At 72.7% G+C, this 17,541-nt stretch carries 15 protein-coding genes and 2 pseudogenes; 6 read left to right on the top strand and 11 right to left on the bottom strand.

All coding sequences use genetic code 11. The features are described 5' to 3' along the window. Positions 1–52: 52 nt before the first annotated feature. Positions 53–418 carry a 6-pyruvoyl tetrahydropterin synthase family protein gene (locus ACGFS9_RS11360; protein WP_393252297.1) on the bottom strand — a complete coding sequence of 122 codons (366 nt, stop codon included), beginning with the start codon at positions 416–418 and terminating at the stop codon, positions 53–55. Between the two features lie 248 nt (positions 419–666). After that, entirely contained in the window at positions 667–1,518 is an 852-nt protein-coding gene (locus ACGFS9_RS11355; protein ID WP_393252296.1) for a GTP cyclohydrolase I FolE2, read from the bottom strand. Between the two features lie 1,035 nt (positions 1,519–2,553). On the opposite strand from ACGFS9_RS11355, the gene ACGFS9_RS11350 reads away from it, so the two are divergent. Beyond that, entirely contained in the window at positions 2,554–3,426 is an 873-nt protein-coding gene (locus tag ACGFS9_RS11350; RefSeq protein ID WP_393252294.1) for a helix-turn-helix domain-containing protein, read from the top strand. On the opposite strand, the gene ACGFS9_RS11345 is transcribed toward ACGFS9_RS11350, so the two are convergent. From ACGFS9_RS11345 to ACGFS9_RS11315, 7 genes and pseudogenes are all read right to left on the bottom strand, one after another. Continuing rightward, positions 3,401–4,507, bottom strand: coding sequence for an HTTM domain-containing protein (locus tag ACGFS9_RS11345; protein ID WP_393252622.1), 1,107 nt, complete (start codon positions 4,505–4,507; stop codon positions 3,401–3,403). The genes ACGFS9_RS11350 and ACGFS9_RS11345 overlap by 26 nt on opposite strands. Before the next feature lie 100 nt (positions 4,508–4,607). Then, positions 4,608–5,120 carry a DUF5819 family protein gene (locus ACGFS9_RS11340; protein ID WP_393252293.1) on the bottom strand — a complete coding sequence of 171 codons (513 nt, stop codon included), beginning with the start codon at positions 5,118–5,120 and terminating at the stop codon, positions 4,608–4,610. Positions 5,121–5,452: 332 nt separating this feature from the next. Then, complete coding sequence (locus ACGFS9_RS11335; RefSeq protein WP_393252291.1) at positions 5,453–6,727, bottom strand: ice-binding family protein; 1,275 nt, start codon at positions 6,725–6,727, stop codon at positions 5,453–5,455. 433 nt (positions 6,728–7,160) lie between these two features. Beyond that, positions 7,161–7,395 (bottom strand): annotated as a pseudogene (locus tag ACGFS9_RS11330) (ABC transporter ATP-binding protein); the annotation flags it as partial. 1 nt (position 7,396) lies between these two features. Beyond that, on the bottom strand, positions 7,397–8,047 hold the full coding sequence (locus ACGFS9_RS11325) for a lactate utilization protein C (protein WP_393252290.1): 651 nt from the start codon (positions 8,045–8,047) through the stop codon (positions 7,397–7,399). Beyond that, positions 8,044–9,392 (bottom strand): annotated as a pseudogene (locus tag ACGFS9_RS11320) (lactate utilization protein B). The gene ACGFS9_RS11325 and the pseudogene ACGFS9_RS11320 overlap by 4 nt, the downstream one beginning before the upstream one ends. Beyond that, positions 9,389–10,144 carry a (Fe-S)-binding protein gene (locus ACGFS9_RS11315; protein ID WP_393252288.1) on the bottom strand — a complete coding sequence of 252 codons (756 nt, stop codon included), beginning with the start codon at positions 10,142–10,144 and terminating at the stop codon, positions 9,389–9,391. The pseudogene ACGFS9_RS11320 and the gene ACGFS9_RS11315 overlap by 4 nt, the downstream one beginning before the upstream one ends. 229 nt (positions 10,145–10,373) lie before the next feature. Here ACGFS9_RS11315 and ACGFS9_RS11310 point away from each other — a divergent pair, with 229 nt between their 5' ends. Both ACGFS9_RS11310 and ACGFS9_RS11305 read left to right on the top strand, forming a co-directional pair. Then, on the top strand, positions 10,374–11,675 hold the full coding sequence (locus ACGFS9_RS11310) for an alpha/beta fold hydrolase (RefSeq protein WP_393252287.1): 1,302 nt from the start codon (positions 10,374–10,376) through the stop codon (positions 11,673–11,675). A 100-nt stretch (positions 11,676–11,775) separates the two neighbouring features. Then, on the top strand, positions 11,776–12,690 hold the full coding sequence (locus tag ACGFS9_RS11305) for a sigma-70 family RNA polymerase sigma factor (protein WP_393252286.1): 915 nt from the start codon (positions 11,776–11,778) through the stop codon (positions 12,688–12,690). 24 nt (positions 12,691–12,714) lie between these two features. Here ACGFS9_RS11305 and ACGFS9_RS11300 read toward each other — a convergent pair whose 3' ends face one another. Then, on the bottom strand, positions 12,715–14,205 hold the full coding sequence (locus tag ACGFS9_RS11300) for a cytochrome P450 (protein ID WP_393252284.1): 1,491 nt from the start codon (positions 14,203–14,205) through the stop codon (positions 12,715–12,717). Between the two features lie 109 nt (positions 14,206–14,314). On the opposite strand from ACGFS9_RS11300, the gene ACGFS9_RS11295 reads away from it, so the two are divergent. The 3 genes from ACGFS9_RS11295 (at position 14,315) to ACGFS9_RS11285 (ending at position 16,267) form a co-directional block, all read left to right on the top strand. Further along, positions 14,315–14,923, top strand: a complete 609-nt coding sequence (locus tag ACGFS9_RS11295; RefSeq protein ID WP_393252283.1) for a TetR/AcrR family transcriptional regulator — start codon at positions 14,315–14,317, stop codon at positions 14,921–14,923. 157 nt (positions 14,924–15,080) lie between these two features. Further along, positions 15,081–15,443, top strand: coding sequence for a hypothetical protein (locus ACGFS9_RS11290; RefSeq protein WP_393252281.1), 363 nt, complete (start codon positions 15,081–15,083; stop codon positions 15,441–15,443). A gap of 98 nt (positions 15,444–15,541) precedes the next feature. Beyond that, positions 15,542–16,267, top strand: a complete 726-nt coding sequence (locus ACGFS9_RS11285) for a DUF2470 domain-containing protein (protein WP_393252279.1) — start codon at positions 15,542–15,544, stop codon at positions 16,265–16,267. Here the strand turns inward: ACGFS9_RS11285 and ACGFS9_RS11280 are convergent. Continuing rightward, positions 16,235–17,455, bottom strand: coding sequence for a lactonase family protein (locus ACGFS9_RS11280; protein ID WP_393252278.1), 1,221 nt, complete (start codon positions 17,453–17,455; stop codon positions 16,235–16,237). The genes ACGFS9_RS11285 and ACGFS9_RS11280 overlap by 33 nt on opposite strands. Between the last annotated feature and the right edge of the window lie 86 nt (positions 17,456–17,541).

Raw genomic sequence — 17,541 nt, 5'->3', positions numbered from 1 at the left:
GCGATGGGACCTCGTCGTCGCGGCGGGCGAACAGGTGGCTCCGCCGCGCCGGTCAGCTGGGACGGTACTCGGCCCAGGTCTTCGGGGTCTCCGAAACACGCACGGCGGTGAGTTCGGGCAGTTGCCGCGACCACGTCTCGTGCACCCACATCGCGATGTGCTCGGCGGACGGGTTGCGGCCGGGGACGGTGTCGTTCAGATGCCGGTGGTCGAGGTTGGTGTCGATCCAGTCCTTGAGCTCCGCCAGGTCCCGGTAGTCGCGGACGAACCCCGCCTCCGTCAGTGCGTCGGAGGCCGCCGACAACTCGATCACGACGATGTAGTTGTGCCCGTGCATCCGGGAACAGGGATGGTCCGTCGGCAGGTGGGCCAGCTGGTGGCTTGCCGAGAAGTGGAATTCCTTGGAAATGGTCAGCATGGGTCGCTCCGTTCGTTGCTGTGGTGGATCGGAAGGGGAAGCCGGCCGGGGGTCTTCGCCCGGCTGCTGCCGTGGGAGCACGACCGGACCGGTCCGGTCCGCGCCGTCCGGCGCGGAGTTCACCCGAGTTCTTCGAGGACGAGGAGGTGTGTGCGCCGGCGTCGTGCCACCCGAGCGCTCCCCGTCGGCGAAGGACGCTCGGCCGTGCGACCCACCGCATCGGACGCCGCGGGCGCGAGGCGAACCGTCTAGCCGTTCACCACGGCGAGGGCGTCGTGGCTGTGAATGCTCTCCAGGTTGCGCACCGCGACGCGGTGGACGAGGTCACGGCGGCGGCAGGCGGCGGACACCTCGCGTGCCATGTCCTCGACGAACACCGGGTTGTCGTAGGCCTGCATCGTCAGGACGCGCTCGTCGGGTCGCTTCACCAGCGGTACCACGGGCGCCGAGGAGTGCGACGTGGCCAGCTTGATCAACTCGCTGACGGACAGCGGGTACGGGGTGTCGCCCTGTCCCGTCACCGTGAGGGTGACCTGGCTGCGCTGGTTGTGGGCGCCGTAGTCGGAGATGTTCTTGGAACAGGGGCAGAGACTGGTGACCTCACAGGTGACCGAGGTGGCCAGGAGCACGTCGCCTTCGTCCCAGCGCATCTCGAACTCCACGTCGTGCACGGCCCAGGACGTGATGCCGCTGGCGGGCGCCGTGACCTCGGTCGCCACGTCCATGGCCAGTCGCAACGACAACCCCGGGGCGTCGAGGGAATCGGCGCCCGCCTTGAGGAGGGTGCCGACGGCCCTCGGGTCGAAGTCGCGCAGGGCGTCGTGCACCAGGGCGACCATGCGACTCATGTGGGTGCCCCGGCGATCGTGCTGCAGACGCACGCTGACGGTCGCCTCCGCGATGCCCTGATGGCGCAGCCTTCCGTCGTCGAGCGTGACGGGGTAGCGAAGGCTGCTGATGCCGACCTCGTCGATCTCGATGCCGCGGCGGTCGTGCTCGTTCTGGACATCGTGCAGTTCGGGCTGGGCGGAGGCGGCGAGTGTCGGTGCGTGACCGGAGGCGGTGGTGCCGGGGCTGGTGGAGTCGGCGCGGAGCAACATCGTGCTTCCCTTCGTCGTGGGGGAGGGCCGTCGGAAACGTCCTTGCCGGGCTGCCACCCGATGGGGCGGCTGACCCGAGCGGCCATGTCTCCACACTCGCGTGGATCCCCCCGGCCCGTAATCACCCCATCGGTCCGGGACCGGACGAAGGGCGATCCCCCGATCGGGGGACGCCGGGCCTGCTGGCGGTCCGCGCGCCGACGGCTCGGACGCCCCTCCACGTCGTCGCCGGAACGCCTGAATGCCGACCCCGAGGACGAACAGGCCCGAGCGATCGATGGCGACAGCCGGGAGAGCCGGGCAGGGCCATGCCCGGGCCGGTGCCGGTTGCCCCGATCAGCCCACGACTTCTTCCGCGCTGTCCGGTGCCGCGGAGAGGCCCCTTTCGTCACAGGCTCACAGCGCTGTACCGCTCAGCTCCTACGAGGCCGAGGCCGGGCGTGCCGTCCACGCTCGAGCGTGGACGGACGGGGGTTCCTTGAGGGCGAGGAGCAGAGGCACACCGGTGAAGGTGCCCACGGGGACGATGGCCTGCTCGGGACGCGGCCGGTCTGCTCGGCTGCCGAGCGACCGCTGTGCTCGGCTGCCGAGGTGACGCACCGCCATCGGCGGCCCGATCGTGGTCCAGGGAGGTGTTCGCGGCCACCGCCGTCACCAAGGCCACGGCGGCCAGGGAGAAGAGGGCGGCCGGAGCCCGGCGCCTGGGGGCGGAGCGATGGGCACGGCCGGAGGCGCGGCCGGCGCCGAGCGGTGGTGTTCGACGGGGCAGGTACCCGGCGTCGGCATCGAGCCGGCTCGGGCCGAGGGGGGAGGGGGCACGCCGATGCGGGGCGCGGCCGGGGCGATCCGCGACCGGACTCGGGACGGGTCTGCCGGACAGCCTGATCGCTCCTGGCCTGTTCGGGGTGCGCCGCATGCCATGGTCGGTCCCTTTCGGTCGGGAGCGGTCACGACGGCATGGCGTGCGGCCCGAAACATTGCTCCATGGCAACCTTCGGTCCGTCAGAGCGACGTGGAACCGGAGGTGCACCGCACGTGGCGGCGAAAAGCAACCCCACCGTCAGGAGACGACGGCTGGGTGCCGAGCTTCGTCGACTCCGCGCTGCCAGCGGGTTGAAGAGCACGGAAGTGGCCGAGCGGCTCATGGTCTCGCAGCCCAAGATCAGCCACATGGAGAACGGTATCCGCGCCATCAGACCGCGCGACGTGCGTGACCTCTGCGAGATCTACGGAGTGGCGGACCAGCAGGTCGTCGACTCCCTCATGGAGATGGCGAGGGAGGCCGGCCGGCGGGACTGGTGGTACCCCTACGGGGACCTGCCCAGCAGTGTCTATCTCGGTCTGGAGACGGATGCCCACGCCATCCACGTCTACGCGCCCACGATGGTCCCCGACCTGTTGCAGACTCCCGCCTACGCGCATGCCGTGACAGAGGAATCGTTCCCTCGGCTCACCACCGAACAGGTCGACACACGCCTCAAGGTGCTGCTCCGCAGGCAGCACCGGATCTACGAGCCGGCCTGTCCGCTGAGACTGCGGGTCGTCCTGGACGAATCGGTACTGCACCGTGTCGTCGACTGCCCCGACGTGATGCGTGAACAACTGGAGCACCTGAACGCGCTCGGCGCGGAGCCGCACATCACGGTCCAGGTCCTCCCCTACACCGCGGGAGTGGTCCCCGGCCTGTCGGGACCGTTCTCGATTCTGGAGTTCGCCGACGGCCCCCCGGTCGGCGTGGTGCATCTGCAACGGTTCACCAGCGACCTCCACCTGGACAAGCCGGCCGACGTGCGGGAGTGCGAAGCGATGTACGACCACCTCCGGGCCCGTGCTCTCGACGCGCTCGAGAGCCGCGACCTCATTGCCGATGCCACCAAGGCGTTCATCGACGCTCCGGTCGTTTTCTGAAAACGGTCGCGGTGCCGTTGTGGTCCGGTGGGGCGGATCGGTGCGTGGGCCGGTGTCCCAGCGGTCCGCTCTGGGCGGGTACGGATCCCGTACCCGGTGTGCTGCGGGGCGGCTCCGTCCGCCGCAGGCAGGTGAGCCGTACCGCGCGGCGGCACAGCGGGGGTAGCGCGGCGTAGAAGCGGTCCGGCAGGAACGCGGCGTCCGCGACGATCATCGCGCCCGAGAAGAGCGGCAGACCCATGAGCAGGGCGATGCAGGTGTGCATGCCCAACAGCATGACGAGCACGGGGTACTTGAACCTGCCGAAGAGCACGAACGGGAAGGCCACCTGAAGGAGCACGGTCAGATAGCCGGCGATCGCGATGAATACCGTGTGCTGGTCCACCAGATGGGAGAGGGCCGGCCAGGGCTGGAAGAGATGCAGGTTGAGGACGTAGTGGAGCGCGGTTCCGGCGCCCCAGGAGGCGCCCTGGACCTTGTACAGGCCCGCCGATCCGTAGAGGATGCAGACCTGGGCCGCGATGACGAACATGCCGCAGTTGTGGAGCACCGTCGTCACAGTGGACAAGCCTTCGCGGAGGTGTCGTCCGGTGTGGCTCCGAAGCCGCGGGGCCGGACGCTCCGGGCGAGCCGTTCTCCGGCGGATCCTGCGGGCATCCAGTGACCAGCGTCGCCCGCACGCGGTGAAGACGAGGTAGAGGGACAGCAGCAGGACCAGGTTGTCACCGCCGTCCGTCATGAAGATGGCCCGGGCGTGGAACGAGGTCACCACGACCGCGAAGAGGAGGGACAGGGCGCGGGTTCGCCAGCCCAGCATGAACAGCGCGGACGTTACGACGGCCAGCGTGTAGCAGAGTTCGAAGTAGGCGCGGCTGTCGGAGAGGGTCAAGACGCTGTTCCACCCTGTCTGGGTGAACAGCTGCCGGGCCAGTGCGGGCGTCCAGGGTGAATCCGGGCCCCAGATCTCCTCCCGGTGCGGGAACTCGCGCAGCAGGAAGACCAGGTAGAGAAGGCCGTAGCCGAATCGCAGCACCGCGGCGGCGTACAGTGAAACCGGCCTGCCGGTCACCAGCTCGCTCATGGCGGTGATCCGGTCGAGAAGCCGCTGGACGGCGGACGCGGGAGCGGCGCGCGGGTCGGTCGGAGGAGGGCAGGCCGCCGTCGTGTCGGGGGAGGTCCGCTCAGCTTCCATGCGAGGCCACCTTCCACCAGGGCAGAAGCCGGGTCTCCGCCGGAGCCGGGGGGTTGCCGGCAGTGGTCCCGGAGGCGGCGATGGGCCGCGTGACGACACGCAGTTGGAGGAAGTCGAACGAACCGCCACGATGATCGGCGACACGCTGCGCGGCGATGTTGCGCAGGTACTTCTGCATCATCAGGGCGCGTTCCGTGTGGGCCTTGTCGTCCCCGCCGTGGGTGTCGACGTAGGAGGTCCAGGCGCGACGCAGCAGGTTCTGCGCCGTGTGGCTGGGGAAGGGGTCGTGTCCGACGGAGGCGTCGTCCACGGCCGTGAGGTCGAACCAGCCACTCACCTGTGACGACCCGCCCGAGCCGGTGTGTGCCGTCCGCACCAGGATCTGGCGGTTGGCGGAGTCGGGGTCCGGAGCGAAGAGCCGCCAGTTCTGCTCGAAGAAGGGGAACACCCAGGAATTGATCAGCGGGCTGTATCGCTTGGAGAGGGTATTGCTGGGTGCCACGTGAAGAAACACCAGGACGACATGGACGAGAGCCGTCGACAGGCAAAGGATCACTGCGGTGCTCCGGCATGCTTTCCCGGCCCGGGAAAGGATCGACCGAGAAGCCTGCCGGGGCGTTTCGGCGAGGCAATCCTGTGCCCGCGGCTCGGAATCGGGATATCGGAATTCCTGCACGTCTCCTGGTCCCGTTCCCCTCGACATCGCCCATCCTGTCTTGTTCATGTGTATCGGCTGCTCGTCTGCCTTTGCCGACCGCCGGCGGCGGCGCGCGGCGAACCCCATCCGGAGTCCGCCACGCGCCGCCGACCGGCGAGCCGGCTTGCCGGGGAGGGCTAGCCCTCGCGGCTCACCGAGCGGTCCTTGGAGGCGTTCTGTCCGTAGGGCGCGTCGGCGTAGCCGTAGTTCTCGTCGTGGTCCTTGCCGTGCTCGGGCCTGCCGTGCGTGAGCTCGTGGCCGTGGTGGTCCGGCTTCCCGTGGTGGTTCCCCTCCTCCGGCTTGCCGCCGTGGTGCGGTCCCTGGGGCTTCTCGTGGTGGCCATGTCCCGCGGGCTTGCCGCCGTGCCCGCCGTTGCCGTGCCCGCCGTTGCCGTTTCCGCCGACGGTGTTTCCGGCGGTGGCATTGCCGGCCGTGTTGCCGACCGTGTTCCCGGCGGTGTTGCCGACGGTGTTGCCCGAGGTGCCGCCGCTGGTGACGCTCACGATGGGGCCGCCGAGGAGGCCCCCACTGACGAGTCCGCCGCTGAGCAGCCCGCCGCCGGTGGTGGTGCCGGTGGTGGTGCCGGTCGTCGTTCCGGCCGTTGTGCCGGTCGTGGTGCCGGTCGTGGTTCCGGCCGTTGTGCCGGTCGTGGTTCCGCCGGTGGTGGTGGTCGCGCAGTTGTTGAGGAAGATCCTGTTGTTGTCGAGCGTGACGGAGCCGTTGCGGGCCAGCGCCCGGCCCTCGATGTTCGTTCCCGTGTTCGCGCTGATCGAGGTGAGAGCCATGACCGTCCCCACGAACGTGGAGTTGGTGCCGAGAGTGGCCGAACTGCCCACCTGCCAGTACACGTTGCACGCCGAAGCGCCGTTGGTGAGGAGTACGCGACTGTTGGACGCGGTCGTCAGCGCTTCGGGGATCTGGAACACCCAGACCGCGTTCGGGTTCCCGCCGGCGTCCAGGATCAGGTCACCGGTGAGTCCGACGCCGGCGGTCGCCGTGTAGACGCCCGGGATCAGTGTGGTGCCCGTGGTGATCCCGGCCGGGAGAGCGAAGTCCGTGGCCTGGCCGGCCGCGTTGTTGTAGGCCGTGACCAGGTCGGCCTTGCCTTGCAGAGCCACGGCGTCTGCGGCGTGCACGGCGCCGAGGACCTGGCCCGGCGGGAAGCCGGAGATCGCCGGGTTCGGACTCGTCCCGAGATCGTGACCGACGACCGACGGGCCGGTGTTGGTGACTCCCTGGCCGGAGAGGACGGAGAAGCTCGCAGCCGTGGCCAGTGGCACGGGCGTGGCGATCGCCGATGCCTGTGCCGGTGTCAGGGCGACCATCGCGGCGGCTACCGTCGCGGCGAAGGCCGAAGCCAGTACGCCGGACCATGAGCTACCGCGAGCCGCTTGACGGATTTTCAGCTTCATCGAGGGGCCGTTTCCTGTGAGAGGCGTGGCCTGCCGGGTCTGCCGATCGCCCGGCAAGCCTTTCACTGGTGCGGAATATTACGCAGGAAATTTCACGTGAATGCGTCAGGTGGGCGTCGGGCGTTGTAATTCCCCATTTTGGCGGCTCGAACGGAATTGATGATTCTCCTTTCCGATCATCCGACATTGCGGCGAAGTCACTTACCTGAAAGGGTGGCCGTGCCAAGCGCGGGACCGAACGCCATGCCGGGCGGGGGACCTGACCGATGACAGCGGGGTTTTGGCACCCGTGCGGCGCAACGGCTCGGTCGCGGCGGCGCGTTGCCGCGCGGGCACCGTGATCGGGCGGGTCCGCTGCGAGAACCGCCAGGAGGGTGACGCGGCCTCTCACCACGCCCGCCGCCGTGGACGGCGACCCGGCCTCACCGTGTCCACGCGGGACCGGGCGTCTGCTCAGGAACTCGTCCGGCAACTGCTCCCGGACCACTGGGTCCACGGTGCCGAACGGCTCGTCCATCATCAGGGCCGGCGGATCCGCGGCCCCTCGCCGCCATCACCCGCTGGCGCTGACCGTCCGACAACTGCTCGGGACAGCAGGACCCGTAGGGGGCGGAGTGGGGGCCTCTCAGGTCGAGGAGGGCGGCGGCCCGCGCCCTGGACCTGCGTCGGCTACGGCGTGTTGCCGAGCAGCACCACCTCCAGGGTGCGCGGACCGTGCACGCCCTCGACCCGGTCCAGCTCGATGTCGCTGGTCGCGGACGGACCGGAGATCCAGGTCAGGGGGCGGTCGGGAGACAGCAGTTCCAGCGCCCGCGGCACGGAGGGGACGACCTGGCCGGGCACCCGGACCACGCACACGTGGTGGTCCGGGATGAGCGTGATGCGGCGGCGGCCCTGGTCGGGGGAGCCGTCCAGCACGATGGTGCCGGTCTCGGCGACGGCGAGCGCGCACCCCGTCACCACGCTCTCCACCCGGTCCAGTTCCCGAGCGGTGCGGGCCGCCTCGTCCTCGACCCGTACCTGATCCGAGGCCGACAGCCACCCCGCGGGCAGACCCGGTGGGACGAGGACGTGCCGGGAGCCGCGGGCAGCCAGCAGCCGCCCGATCAGCCCGGGCAACTGCGCGGCGCCGGCGCGGTGCACGACGGCCCGGTAGTCCGCCAGGTTCTCCGCGAGCAGCTCCACCGTGCGCGCCTCGCTCCGTTCGCCGTGCTCGCGCAGATAACTCCGGTCCACGGCCTCCTCGTAGGGCGGGCCGTCGCCGCGGACGTCCGCCGTCGCCCGTCGCACCCGGCCGAGGATCAGGTCCCTGCTGTTCACGTCGTCCCCTCCTGTCCGCCGCGGGTGCGCTGCCACCAGTCGCGGAACGGCTCCGCCGGGACCTCGGGCAGGTCCCGGGTCCCGGTCCACGCCCGCCCGGGCCCCGGCAGGGTCCGCGGGTGCAGACGCCGGGTCCGGGACGCGAGCCGCTGCCCGGCGCGCAGCGCACCGGGGCGCATCAGCGCCCATCGGGCCGCCCGCATCGCCGCCCGCTCGGCCGCGTGTCCCCGCGCGGGCCGGAGCACCACCCGGTCGCCGTCGCGGGTGGCGGGGCCGCCCTCGGCGATCCGCTCGCGCAGGTGCACCAGGACCTCGGGGATGTCGATGGCGACCGGGCAGACGTCGTAGCAGGCACCGCACAGCGAGGACGCGTACGGCAGCGAGGCGTCGACCGCGCTGCCGGTGCCCCGCAGTTGCGGGCTGAGGATGGCACCGATCGGGCCCGGGTAGACCGAGCCGTAGGCGTGCCCGCCGGCCCGCTCGTACACCGGGCAGACGTTGAGGCAGGCCGAGCAGCGGATGCAGCGCAGCGCCTGGCGGCCGACCTCGTCGGCGAGGGTGTCGGTGCGCCCGTTGTCGAGCAGCACCAGATGGAAGGTCTCCGGGCCGTCCCCCTCGCCGCCGAGCCCGCCGCGGGTCCCCGTCCACATCGAGGTGTACGGGTTCATGCGCTCCGCGGTCGAGGACCGCGGCAGGGTCTGCAGGAACACCTCCAGGTCCCGCCAGGTCGGCACGACCTTCTCGATGCCGACGACCGAGATCAGGGTCTCCGGGAGCGTCAGGCACATCCGGCCGTTGCCCTCGGACTCGACCACCACGAGGGTGCCGGTCTCGGCGACCATGAAGTTGGCCCCGGAGACGCCGACCCTGGCCCGCAGGAACTTCTCGCGCAGGTGCAGCCGGGCGGCCTCGGCCAGGTCGGCGGGTGCGTCGGTGAGCCTCTCGGGTGCGGGGCGGCCCCACGCGCCCATCTCCCGGGCGAAGATCTCGCGGATCTCGCCGCGGTTGCGGTGGATCGCGGGGACGAGGAGGTGCGAGGGCCGGTCCCTGCCCAACTGTTGTTCGCCTCGTCGGCGTCCGCGGCCCAGTGCACGGTGCCGCCCGCCGCGGTGACCGACTCCTCCAACTGGACCAGATAGCGGTCGAGATGACGGAGCGTGTGGTCCTTGATCTGCCGGCCGGCCGTGCGCAGCGCCGCCCAGTCCGAGACCTCGGCGACGGCCCTCTCGCGCTTGGCGCGGATGGTGCGGGTGGCATGGCGCAGATTGCCCCGCAGGGTGGCGTCGTTCACGGCCTCCCGCGCGGCGGCGGGGAAGGCCGGCATGCCGACGAAGGTTCCGCTCACGCGCTCGGCTCCTCTTCCGTGCTCGCCAGGATCTCCGCGATGTGCACCGGCCGCATGGCCGTCCGCAGCCGGCCCATCGTGCCGCCGAGGTGCATCAGGCACGAGTTGTCGCCCGCGCACAGCACGTCGGCGCCCGTCGACTCGGCGTTGGACACCTTGTCGGCGCCCATCGCCGCGGACACGTCGGGGTTCTTCACGGCGAAGGTGCCGCCGAAGCCGCAGCACTCGTCCGCGCCGGGCAGTTCGCGCAGTTCGAGCCCCCTCACCGACCGCAGCAGCCGCAGCGGCCGGTCCCCGAGTCCCAGAGCGCGCAGCCCGTGGCAGGTGGGGTGGTAGGTCACGGTGTGCGGGTAGTACGCGCCGACGTCCGTCACCCCGAGGACGTCGACGAGGAACTCGGTCAGCTCGTACGTCCTCGGAACCACCGGCGCCACCGTCCGGGCCAGGGAGTCGCCCCGTCCCTCGGCGCGGGCCCGCTCACCCATGCGCGGATACAGCTCCCGCACCATCGCCCCGCACGATCCCGACGGGGTCACGACGGCCTCGTAGGAGCCGAAGACCTCGCAGAATCGGCGGGCCAGCGGCTCCGCCCGGTGCCGGTAGCCGGTGTTGTAGTGGGCCTGCCCGCAGCAGGTCTGCCCCAGGGGGAAGTCGACGTCGACGCCCAGCCTGGTCAGCAGTCTCACCACGGCGCGACCGGTGTCCGGATACAGCGTGTCGTTGACACAGGTCAGGAACAGGGCGACGCGCATCGCGGCTCCTCGGCATCGGTCGTCGGACGGGTGCAGCGTACGGGCCGGTCACCCGGCGGGGGAGGCAGCGCGCGCAGCCGGACGGCCTCCCGCGCTCTCCCGGCGAGCCCCGCCCCGCCTCGGCCCTGCTGAGCGACCGTTCAGTCCTTCGCGCGGTCCCGGGCGCCGCGGCCCGGTGCGGATGTGCTCCACTGGGACGGCCTGGAATCCGTATCTCTCGGGAGCACTGTTGACCGCCAGCTACCGTCAGCCCGGTGTCGTCCTCACCGACCACCGCTTCACCGTGCCCCTCGACCACGACCGGCCGGACGGGGAGAGCATCGAACTCTTCGCCCGGGAGGTCGTGGCGAGCGGCCGGGCGGGACAGGACCTGCCCTGGCTGGTCTACCTCCAGGGTGGACCCGGATTCGGGGCGAATCGTTTCGTCGGTCGGCAGGCCTGGCTCGGCCGGGCCCTTGAGGAGTTCCGCGTCCTGCTGCTCGACCAGCGCGGCACCGGGCACTCCACGCCCGCCAACCGGCAGACCCTGCCTCTGCGGGGCGGCCCCCGGGAGCAGGCCGACTACCTCGCGCTGTTCCGCGCCGACTCCATCGTCCGCGACTGCGAGGCCATCCGCCCCCGCCTCACCGGCGGCGCGCCCTGGACGGTCCTCGGCCAGAGCTTCGGCGGCTTCTGCACCGTGCGCTACCTGTCCAGCGCCCCCGAGGGGCTGAGCGCCGCCCTCGTCACCGGCGGTCTGCCCAGCCTCGACGCACACGCCGACGACGTCTACCGCGCCGCCTACCCCCGCATCGAGCGCAAGGTCATCGCCCACTACGCGCGCTACCCCCAGGACGTCGAACGCGCCCGCCGGATCGCCGACCACCTGATCCGGCACGAGCCCGTCCTCGGCGGCGGCTACCGCCTCACCGTCGAGGCCTTCCAGTCGCTGGGCATCCTCCTCGGCGGCTCCGACGGCAGTCACCGCCTGCACTACCTGCTGGAGAACGCCTTCGTGCCCACTCCGCAGGGCCCGGCGCTCTCCGACGCCTTCCAGGAGGAGGTCCAGGGACTGCTCTCGTACGCCGGGCACCCGTTGTACGCGCTGGTCCACGAGGCCATCTACGCCCAGGACGGCCGCCCCACCGCCTGGTCCGCCGAGCGGATGCGCGCAGAGTTCCCGCAGTTCGACGCGGCCAAGACGCTGGCCGGCGACGGCCCGCTGCTGTTCACCGGCGAGTCCGTGCACCCGTGGATGTTCGAGACCGACCCGGCGCTGCGCCCGCTGCGGGAGACCGCCGAGGAACTGGCCGCGCGCACCGACTGGGAGCCGCTCTACGACACGGCGCGCCTCGCCGCCAACGAGGTGCCCGTCGCGGCGGCGGTCTACCACGACGACATGTACGTGGACACCGGTCACGCGCTGCGGACGGCGCGGGCGGTGCGCGGGCTGCGCACCTGGGTGACCGACGAGTTCGAACACGACGGTGTCCGGGCCGGCGGTCCCCGCGTCCTCGACCGGCTGCTCGCGCTCACCCGCGACGACGTCTGACGGCCCGCCCGCCGGCCCGCTCCGGGCGCGCCCCGCGCGGGACTGGAGCGGGCCGGCGTGCTTGGATCGGTCACCGCCGCACGACGAGTCAGGGGGACCGATGACCGACAGCGCGCTTCTCGCGGGCCGGTTCGAGGAACAGCGGGGGCACCTGAGAGCGGTGGCCTACCGGATGCTCGGGTCGCTCGGAGAGGCGGACGACGCGGTGCAGGAGGCGTGGCTCCGGCTCGCCCGCACCGACCCGGACGGGATCGGGAACCTGGGCGGCTGGCTGACCACCGTCGTGGGCCGGATCTGCCTGGACATGCTGCGCTCCCGCAAGGCCCGCCGAGAGGACCCGCTGGAGGACGCGGCCACCTTCGTCCCCGATCCCGTGGTCGGCCCGCTGGACGCGGCCGATCCCGAACGGGAGGCGCTGCTCGCCGACTCCGTCGGGCTCGCCCTGCTCGTGGTGCTTGAGGAACTGGAGCCGGCCGAACGGCTCGCCTTCGTCCTGCACGACCTGTTCGCGGTGCCCTTCGCCGACATCGCGCCGATCGCGGGCCGGTCGCCCGCCGCCACCCGGCAGCTCGCCAGCCGGGCCCGCCGCCGCGTCCGGGCCGGCGCCCCCGAACCCGAACGCGACCTCGCCCGGCAGCGGAAGGTCCTCGACGCGTTCCTCGCCGCCTCCCGCGCCGGGGACTTCGGCGCGCTGCTGGCCGTCCTCGACCCCGACGTCGAACTGCGGGCCGACTCCGGACCGCACGTCGGCGGGGCGGCGGCCTCCCGGCGGGTCCGGGGCGCCGCGGCGGTGGCCCGGCAGGCGCTCACCTTCGGCCGGTTCGCGGCGGCCTCCCGGCCGGTGCTGGTCAACGGCGGGATCGGCCTGGTCGCCTTCGCCGGCGGCCGGCCGCTGTCGGTGATGGGGATCGGCGTCGCCGACGGCAGGATCGTGACGATGCACATCCTCGCCGATCCCGACCGGCTGGCCCGGCTCGCCCTCGCGAACCCGGGAGACGACCCTCGACAGGCGTGACGCCGCGGGCGGTGGGCGGCACCCTCACCGGGCGGTCCCGGCGGCCGGTGCCGTCGCTCCTTCGCCCGGGGTCCGGCGGTCGAGGCGCAGGCGCAGTCCCTCCGGCATCAGCGTGAGGCGCTCGGCCACCCGCAGCCGGTAGCCGGGCTCGGGTGCCAACGTGTAGCGGCGCAGCAGCAGTCCGAGGACGAGGGTGGCCTCGTGCAGCGCGAACTGGCGGCCGATGCAGGCCCGGGCTCCGGTGCCGAACGGCTTGAAGGCGTGCGCGGGGCGGGCCCGTACCGCCGCGGGGTCGAAGCGGTCGGGGTCGAAGGACTCGGCGTCCTCGCCCCACACCGCCGGGTCCCGGTGCAGCATCGCCGTCAGCACCAGCGCCCAGGCACCCCGCCGCATCGGGTGGACCCCGCCCAGCACGGTGTCGTGCCGGGCCTCGCGGGCGAACGCCGGTGCCGTCGGCCACAGTCGCAGCGACTCGTCGAGGACGCGGCGGACGAGACGCAGCCGGGCCACCTGGTCGTAGGCGGGCCGCTCGGTGCCGCCCCACACCCGGTCGACCTCGGCGCGGGCGCGGGCGGCGATCTCCGGGTTCCGGGCCAGGTAGTGCAGCGCGAACGACAGGGCGCCCGAAGTGGTCTCGTGGCCGGCGATCAGGAAGGTGATGACCTGGCGGCGGATGTTCTCCGCGGTGAGCCGCTCCCCGGTCTCGGGGTGGGCGGTGTCCAGCATGCGGTCGAGGAGGTCCCCCCGGCCGCCGCCGCCCGACCTGCGGGCGGCGACCACGGCGTCGACCGTGTGGTGGAGGTAGGCCGCGTCGGCGGCGTTGCGCCGGGCCGATCCGCGCAGCAGCAGCGGGGCCAGCGGCCCGGGGACCATGTTGCGCCGCTGGGCGTGGGTGAGCGTGCCGACCATCGCCGTCACGAACGGGTGCGGCCGGGAGCGTTCGAAGGAGGAGAAGTCGTGGCCGAAGCCGGTGCGCGCGATCGTCTCCAGGGTCAGCTTCGTCATGTCGCCGGGCACGTCCACCGGGCGGCCCGCCGCCTGTTCGCGGTCCCAGCGGTCGGTGAGCCGCTCGGTCACGTCCAGCATCATCGGGTGGTAGCCCGCCATCGCCTCGCGGCTGAATCCGGGGGCGAGCACGTCGTGCGCCAGCTGCCAGTTGGGTTCGTGGTTGTAGGCGGTGAACAGTCCGTCCCCGGCCACCGGGCGGAGGTTGGCGATCCCCAGTCCCACGTGTTTGGCGAACCGCGTCTCGTCCGCCAGCTCGCCGGCCGGTCCGGCGCCCCAGACGAAGACGATCTCGTTGCCGAACACCTTGCGCCGGAAGACCGGCCCCAGCCGCCGCCCGAGCGTCAGCGAGTCCTGGAGCGGTGAGCGCGGGTGGGCGCCGATCACGTCGCCCAGCAGGGGGACGCGGTAGGGCGGGTGCGGGATGCGGTGCAGCTCCGGCCAGCCCAGTTCCGCGCTGCGGAACCCCTTCGGCAGTGCGGCCGGTGCGGCTGCGCTCGTCTCCGCCATGACGCCATCTCCCTTGTGCGTGAGGCCGGTCGAGCCCTGTTGTACACGGGTTCAATAACGTGATCCAGTGTCGGCCCGTTCCTGAATGCGCGTCAAGTACAGTGCGGCCATGGCCGGGAAGCAGGGGGAGCGGGCGCGGCGGCGGCTCAGCACCGAGGAGCGCCGCGAGCAGCTCCTCGCGGTCGGGGCCCGGCTCTTCTCGGAGAGCCCCTACGACGACGTGTGGATCGAACAGGTCGCCGAGATCGCCGGAGTCTCCCGCGGCCTGCTCTACCACTACTTCCCCACGAAGCGCGACTTCTTCGCCGCCGTCGTCGAGCGGGAGAGCGAGCGGATGCTGCGGATGACCGCCGCCGTGCCCGGCGTCCCGGTACGCGAGCAGCTCACCGCCGGCCTGGACACGTTCCTCGGCTACGTCGAGGAGCACGCGCACGGATTCCGGGCCTTCCACCGCGCCGACGCGGCCGGCGACCGGGCCGTGCGCGCCGTCTACCGGCGGGCGCTCGCCGCCCAGGAACGGCAGATCCTCGCGGCGCTCGCCGCCGATCCCGGCCGGAGCGGGGAGTCCCAGGACCCCGCCGAGCTGAGGATCGCGGTCCGTGGCTGGCTGGCCTTCACCACCGCCGTCTGCCTGGAGTGGCTGCGCGGCGCGGACCTGACGCGCGCACAGGTGCGCGACCTGTGCGCCCGCGCGTTGCTCGGCGCCGTGGCGCCCTGAGCGGCGCCCTCTGCCGGCCGTCTTCCCTGCCCGGGTGGACCCCGTCGGCGTGTCGCGGCCCGCGGGCCGGCCTACTTCGGGGCGCGCCGAGCAGGTGACACCGTGACGAGCCGCGCGGCCGAGGTGCCCGCCGGAGCCGACGACCTGGGGACGACGCATGGGGAACCGACGACTGCACGGATGTCTCGGGCTGGTGGTGGGGGTGGCGCTCTCGATGCTCACCACGCTGGTGCTGGGCAGAGGCGTGCACGCCTGCGACCCGGGCGCGCACAACCGGGTCGACGAAACCTTCCTGCTCTACTTCTTCGTCCCCGCCCTGGCGGCCGTGCTGCTGATGGCGTGGGTGGTGGTGGGTGCCGTCCTCGCCGGGCACACCCTGACGCACTGCGTCGCGCTCGCGGTGACCCTGCTGGGCCTGTGCTGGTGTGCCCTGTCGTTCTTCTGGAGCGGCCCCACGCACGGCTGTCCGACCGGCGTCCCCGGGTGGTGGCCGGCCTCGCTTCCGGCTCCGGGGTTCTGAGCGGCACCGACGCGGGCGGGTGTCGCCGCGCGGGGTGGTTGGCGCCTTCCTCGATCTCCGATAGGTTAGGCAAGCCTTACCTTATGAGGAGGAAGCCGATGGCTGACCGTCACACCCGGACGGCCGCGCCCGCCGCGGCGGAGCACGCCCGCTCCGTGCTCGCCACCGCCTGGTCCTGCGCGGTCACCGCGCACGGGGGCCGGGAGGAACTCGTCGGCGCGCACGCCGTCGACGCCGACGGCCGGGTGCTGCTGAGCCCGCCCGATGACAGCGCGCTGGCCGCAGCCGCCGTCTGCGCGCCGCGGGGCGAGCCGACCGCCGTCCTGGAGTTCGCCGACGTCGCCCCCGTCCCGGTCCGCGACCGGGTCCGCGCCCGGCTCTGGATCGCGGGACGGTTCGTTCCCGAGGACGGGCGGCTCCGCCTGCGGCCGGCCCGCGCGGTGCTCCGCCGCCCTTGCGGGACGGTCGTGGTCGGACTCGACGCCCTCGCGGCGGCCCGGCCCGACCCGCTGGCCGCCGCGGAGGCGCGCCTGCTCACCCATCTCGCCGACACCCACCCGGACGCCGTCGAGCGGCTCACCCGGCTCGTCGAGCGGGACAGCCTGCACGCCGCCGTCCGCGTCCGGCCGCTGGCCGTCGACCGGCACGGCCTGACCCTGCGCGTGGAGCGGGCACGCGGCCACGGCGACGTGCGCCTGCCCTTCCACGCGCCCGCGGGCGACGTGTCCCAACTCGCCGAGCGCATGCACGTCCTGCTCGCCCGGGCCGCCTCCGCCGGCCGTCCCCGCGCCCTACAGCGGCAGCGCACAGACCGCGACGGGTGAGGAGAACGGATCACCCACCCGCCGCAGCCCGCCGTCGGAGTCGTCCACCGCGAAGACCGTGACCGTGCCCGACCGCTGGTTCGCCGCGAACAGCAGCCGTCCGTCCGGGGAGAACGCGATGTGGCGCGGGAAGTCGCCCCCCACCGGCACGGTGTCCAGCAGCCGCAGCCGGGCCCCGTCCGCCTCGACGGCGTACCGCGTGAGGCTGTTGTGGCCCCGGTTGGCGAGGAACGCGTACGCCCCGTTCGCCGTGACCAGGAACTGCGCCGGGTAGTTCCTGCCGCTCCCGGTGCCGGTGGACTGCGGCGGGCCGATCGTGAGGCGGCCGTCCGCCGGGTCGTAGGCGCAGACGGCCGCCGTGTCCGCGACCTCGTCGGCGAGGTAGGCGTACCGGCCGCCGGGATGGAAGGTGAGGTGCCGCGGCCCCGCGCCCGGCTCCGCGGCGGCGCGGGACACCTCGGCGAGCGTGCCGCGGGAGGTGTCGAGCCGGTAGGTGTGGACGGTGTCGGTGCCCAGGTCGACCGCGAGCAGATGCCCGCCGTCCGGGCTGCTGACGAACTGGTGGGCGTGCGGGCCCCGTTGTCCCGGGCCCGGCGGCGGAGCGGAGTGCGTGACGAGATCGGTGCGCTCGCCGATCGCGCCGGCGGCGTCCAGCGGATGCACCGCCACGCTCCCCGAACCGTAGTTCGCGCTGAGCAGCCAGCGGCCGTCCGGGTGCACGGACAGATGGCAGGGGCCCGCCCCGCCGGTCGGCCGCGAGCCGAGCACCTGGTGGTCCGGCAGGCGGACGGCGGTCACCGCTCCCGCGTCCTGCTCGTCGACCGCGTACAGCGTGCGCCCGTCCGGATGCGCCGCGAGGAACGAGGGGTTCGCGACACCCGTCAGCACACCGGCCCCGGTCACGGCACCCGAGTCCGGGTCGTACGTGGCCAGTCCGATGCCCTTCCCCGCGCCGTCCCCCGAGGTGTAGGTGCCCAGGTACAGCGGCCGGGGACCGGAGCGCCGCGCCGGTGGTTCCGACCGTGCCGCGGCCGGGGGCCGCTCCGCCGCCGGTCCGGCTCCGCCGCCCGCCCCGGGACGCGCCGGTGCCGGGACCGCCGTGATCGCGGCCGTCCCCGCCAGCGCACCGACGAAACGGCGCCGGCTCCAGCCGCCGCGCCGCCGGGCCGGCTCCGCACCACTGCTCATTCCCGCGCCTCCCGGGGTCGGTCGCCTCGATCCGTGGCGACCACCTTGGCGCGCGGCGCCCCGCGCTTGCAAGAAAGCCCGGCCGC

The organism is Streptomyces sp. NPDC048566, from assembly GCF_043199735.1.
GTDB lineage: Bacteria > Actinomycetota > Actinomycetes > Streptomycetales > Streptomycetaceae > Streptomyces.
Note: the sequence above shows the minus strand (reverse complement) of the source record. Positions and strands in the feature narration are given on the sequence as shown.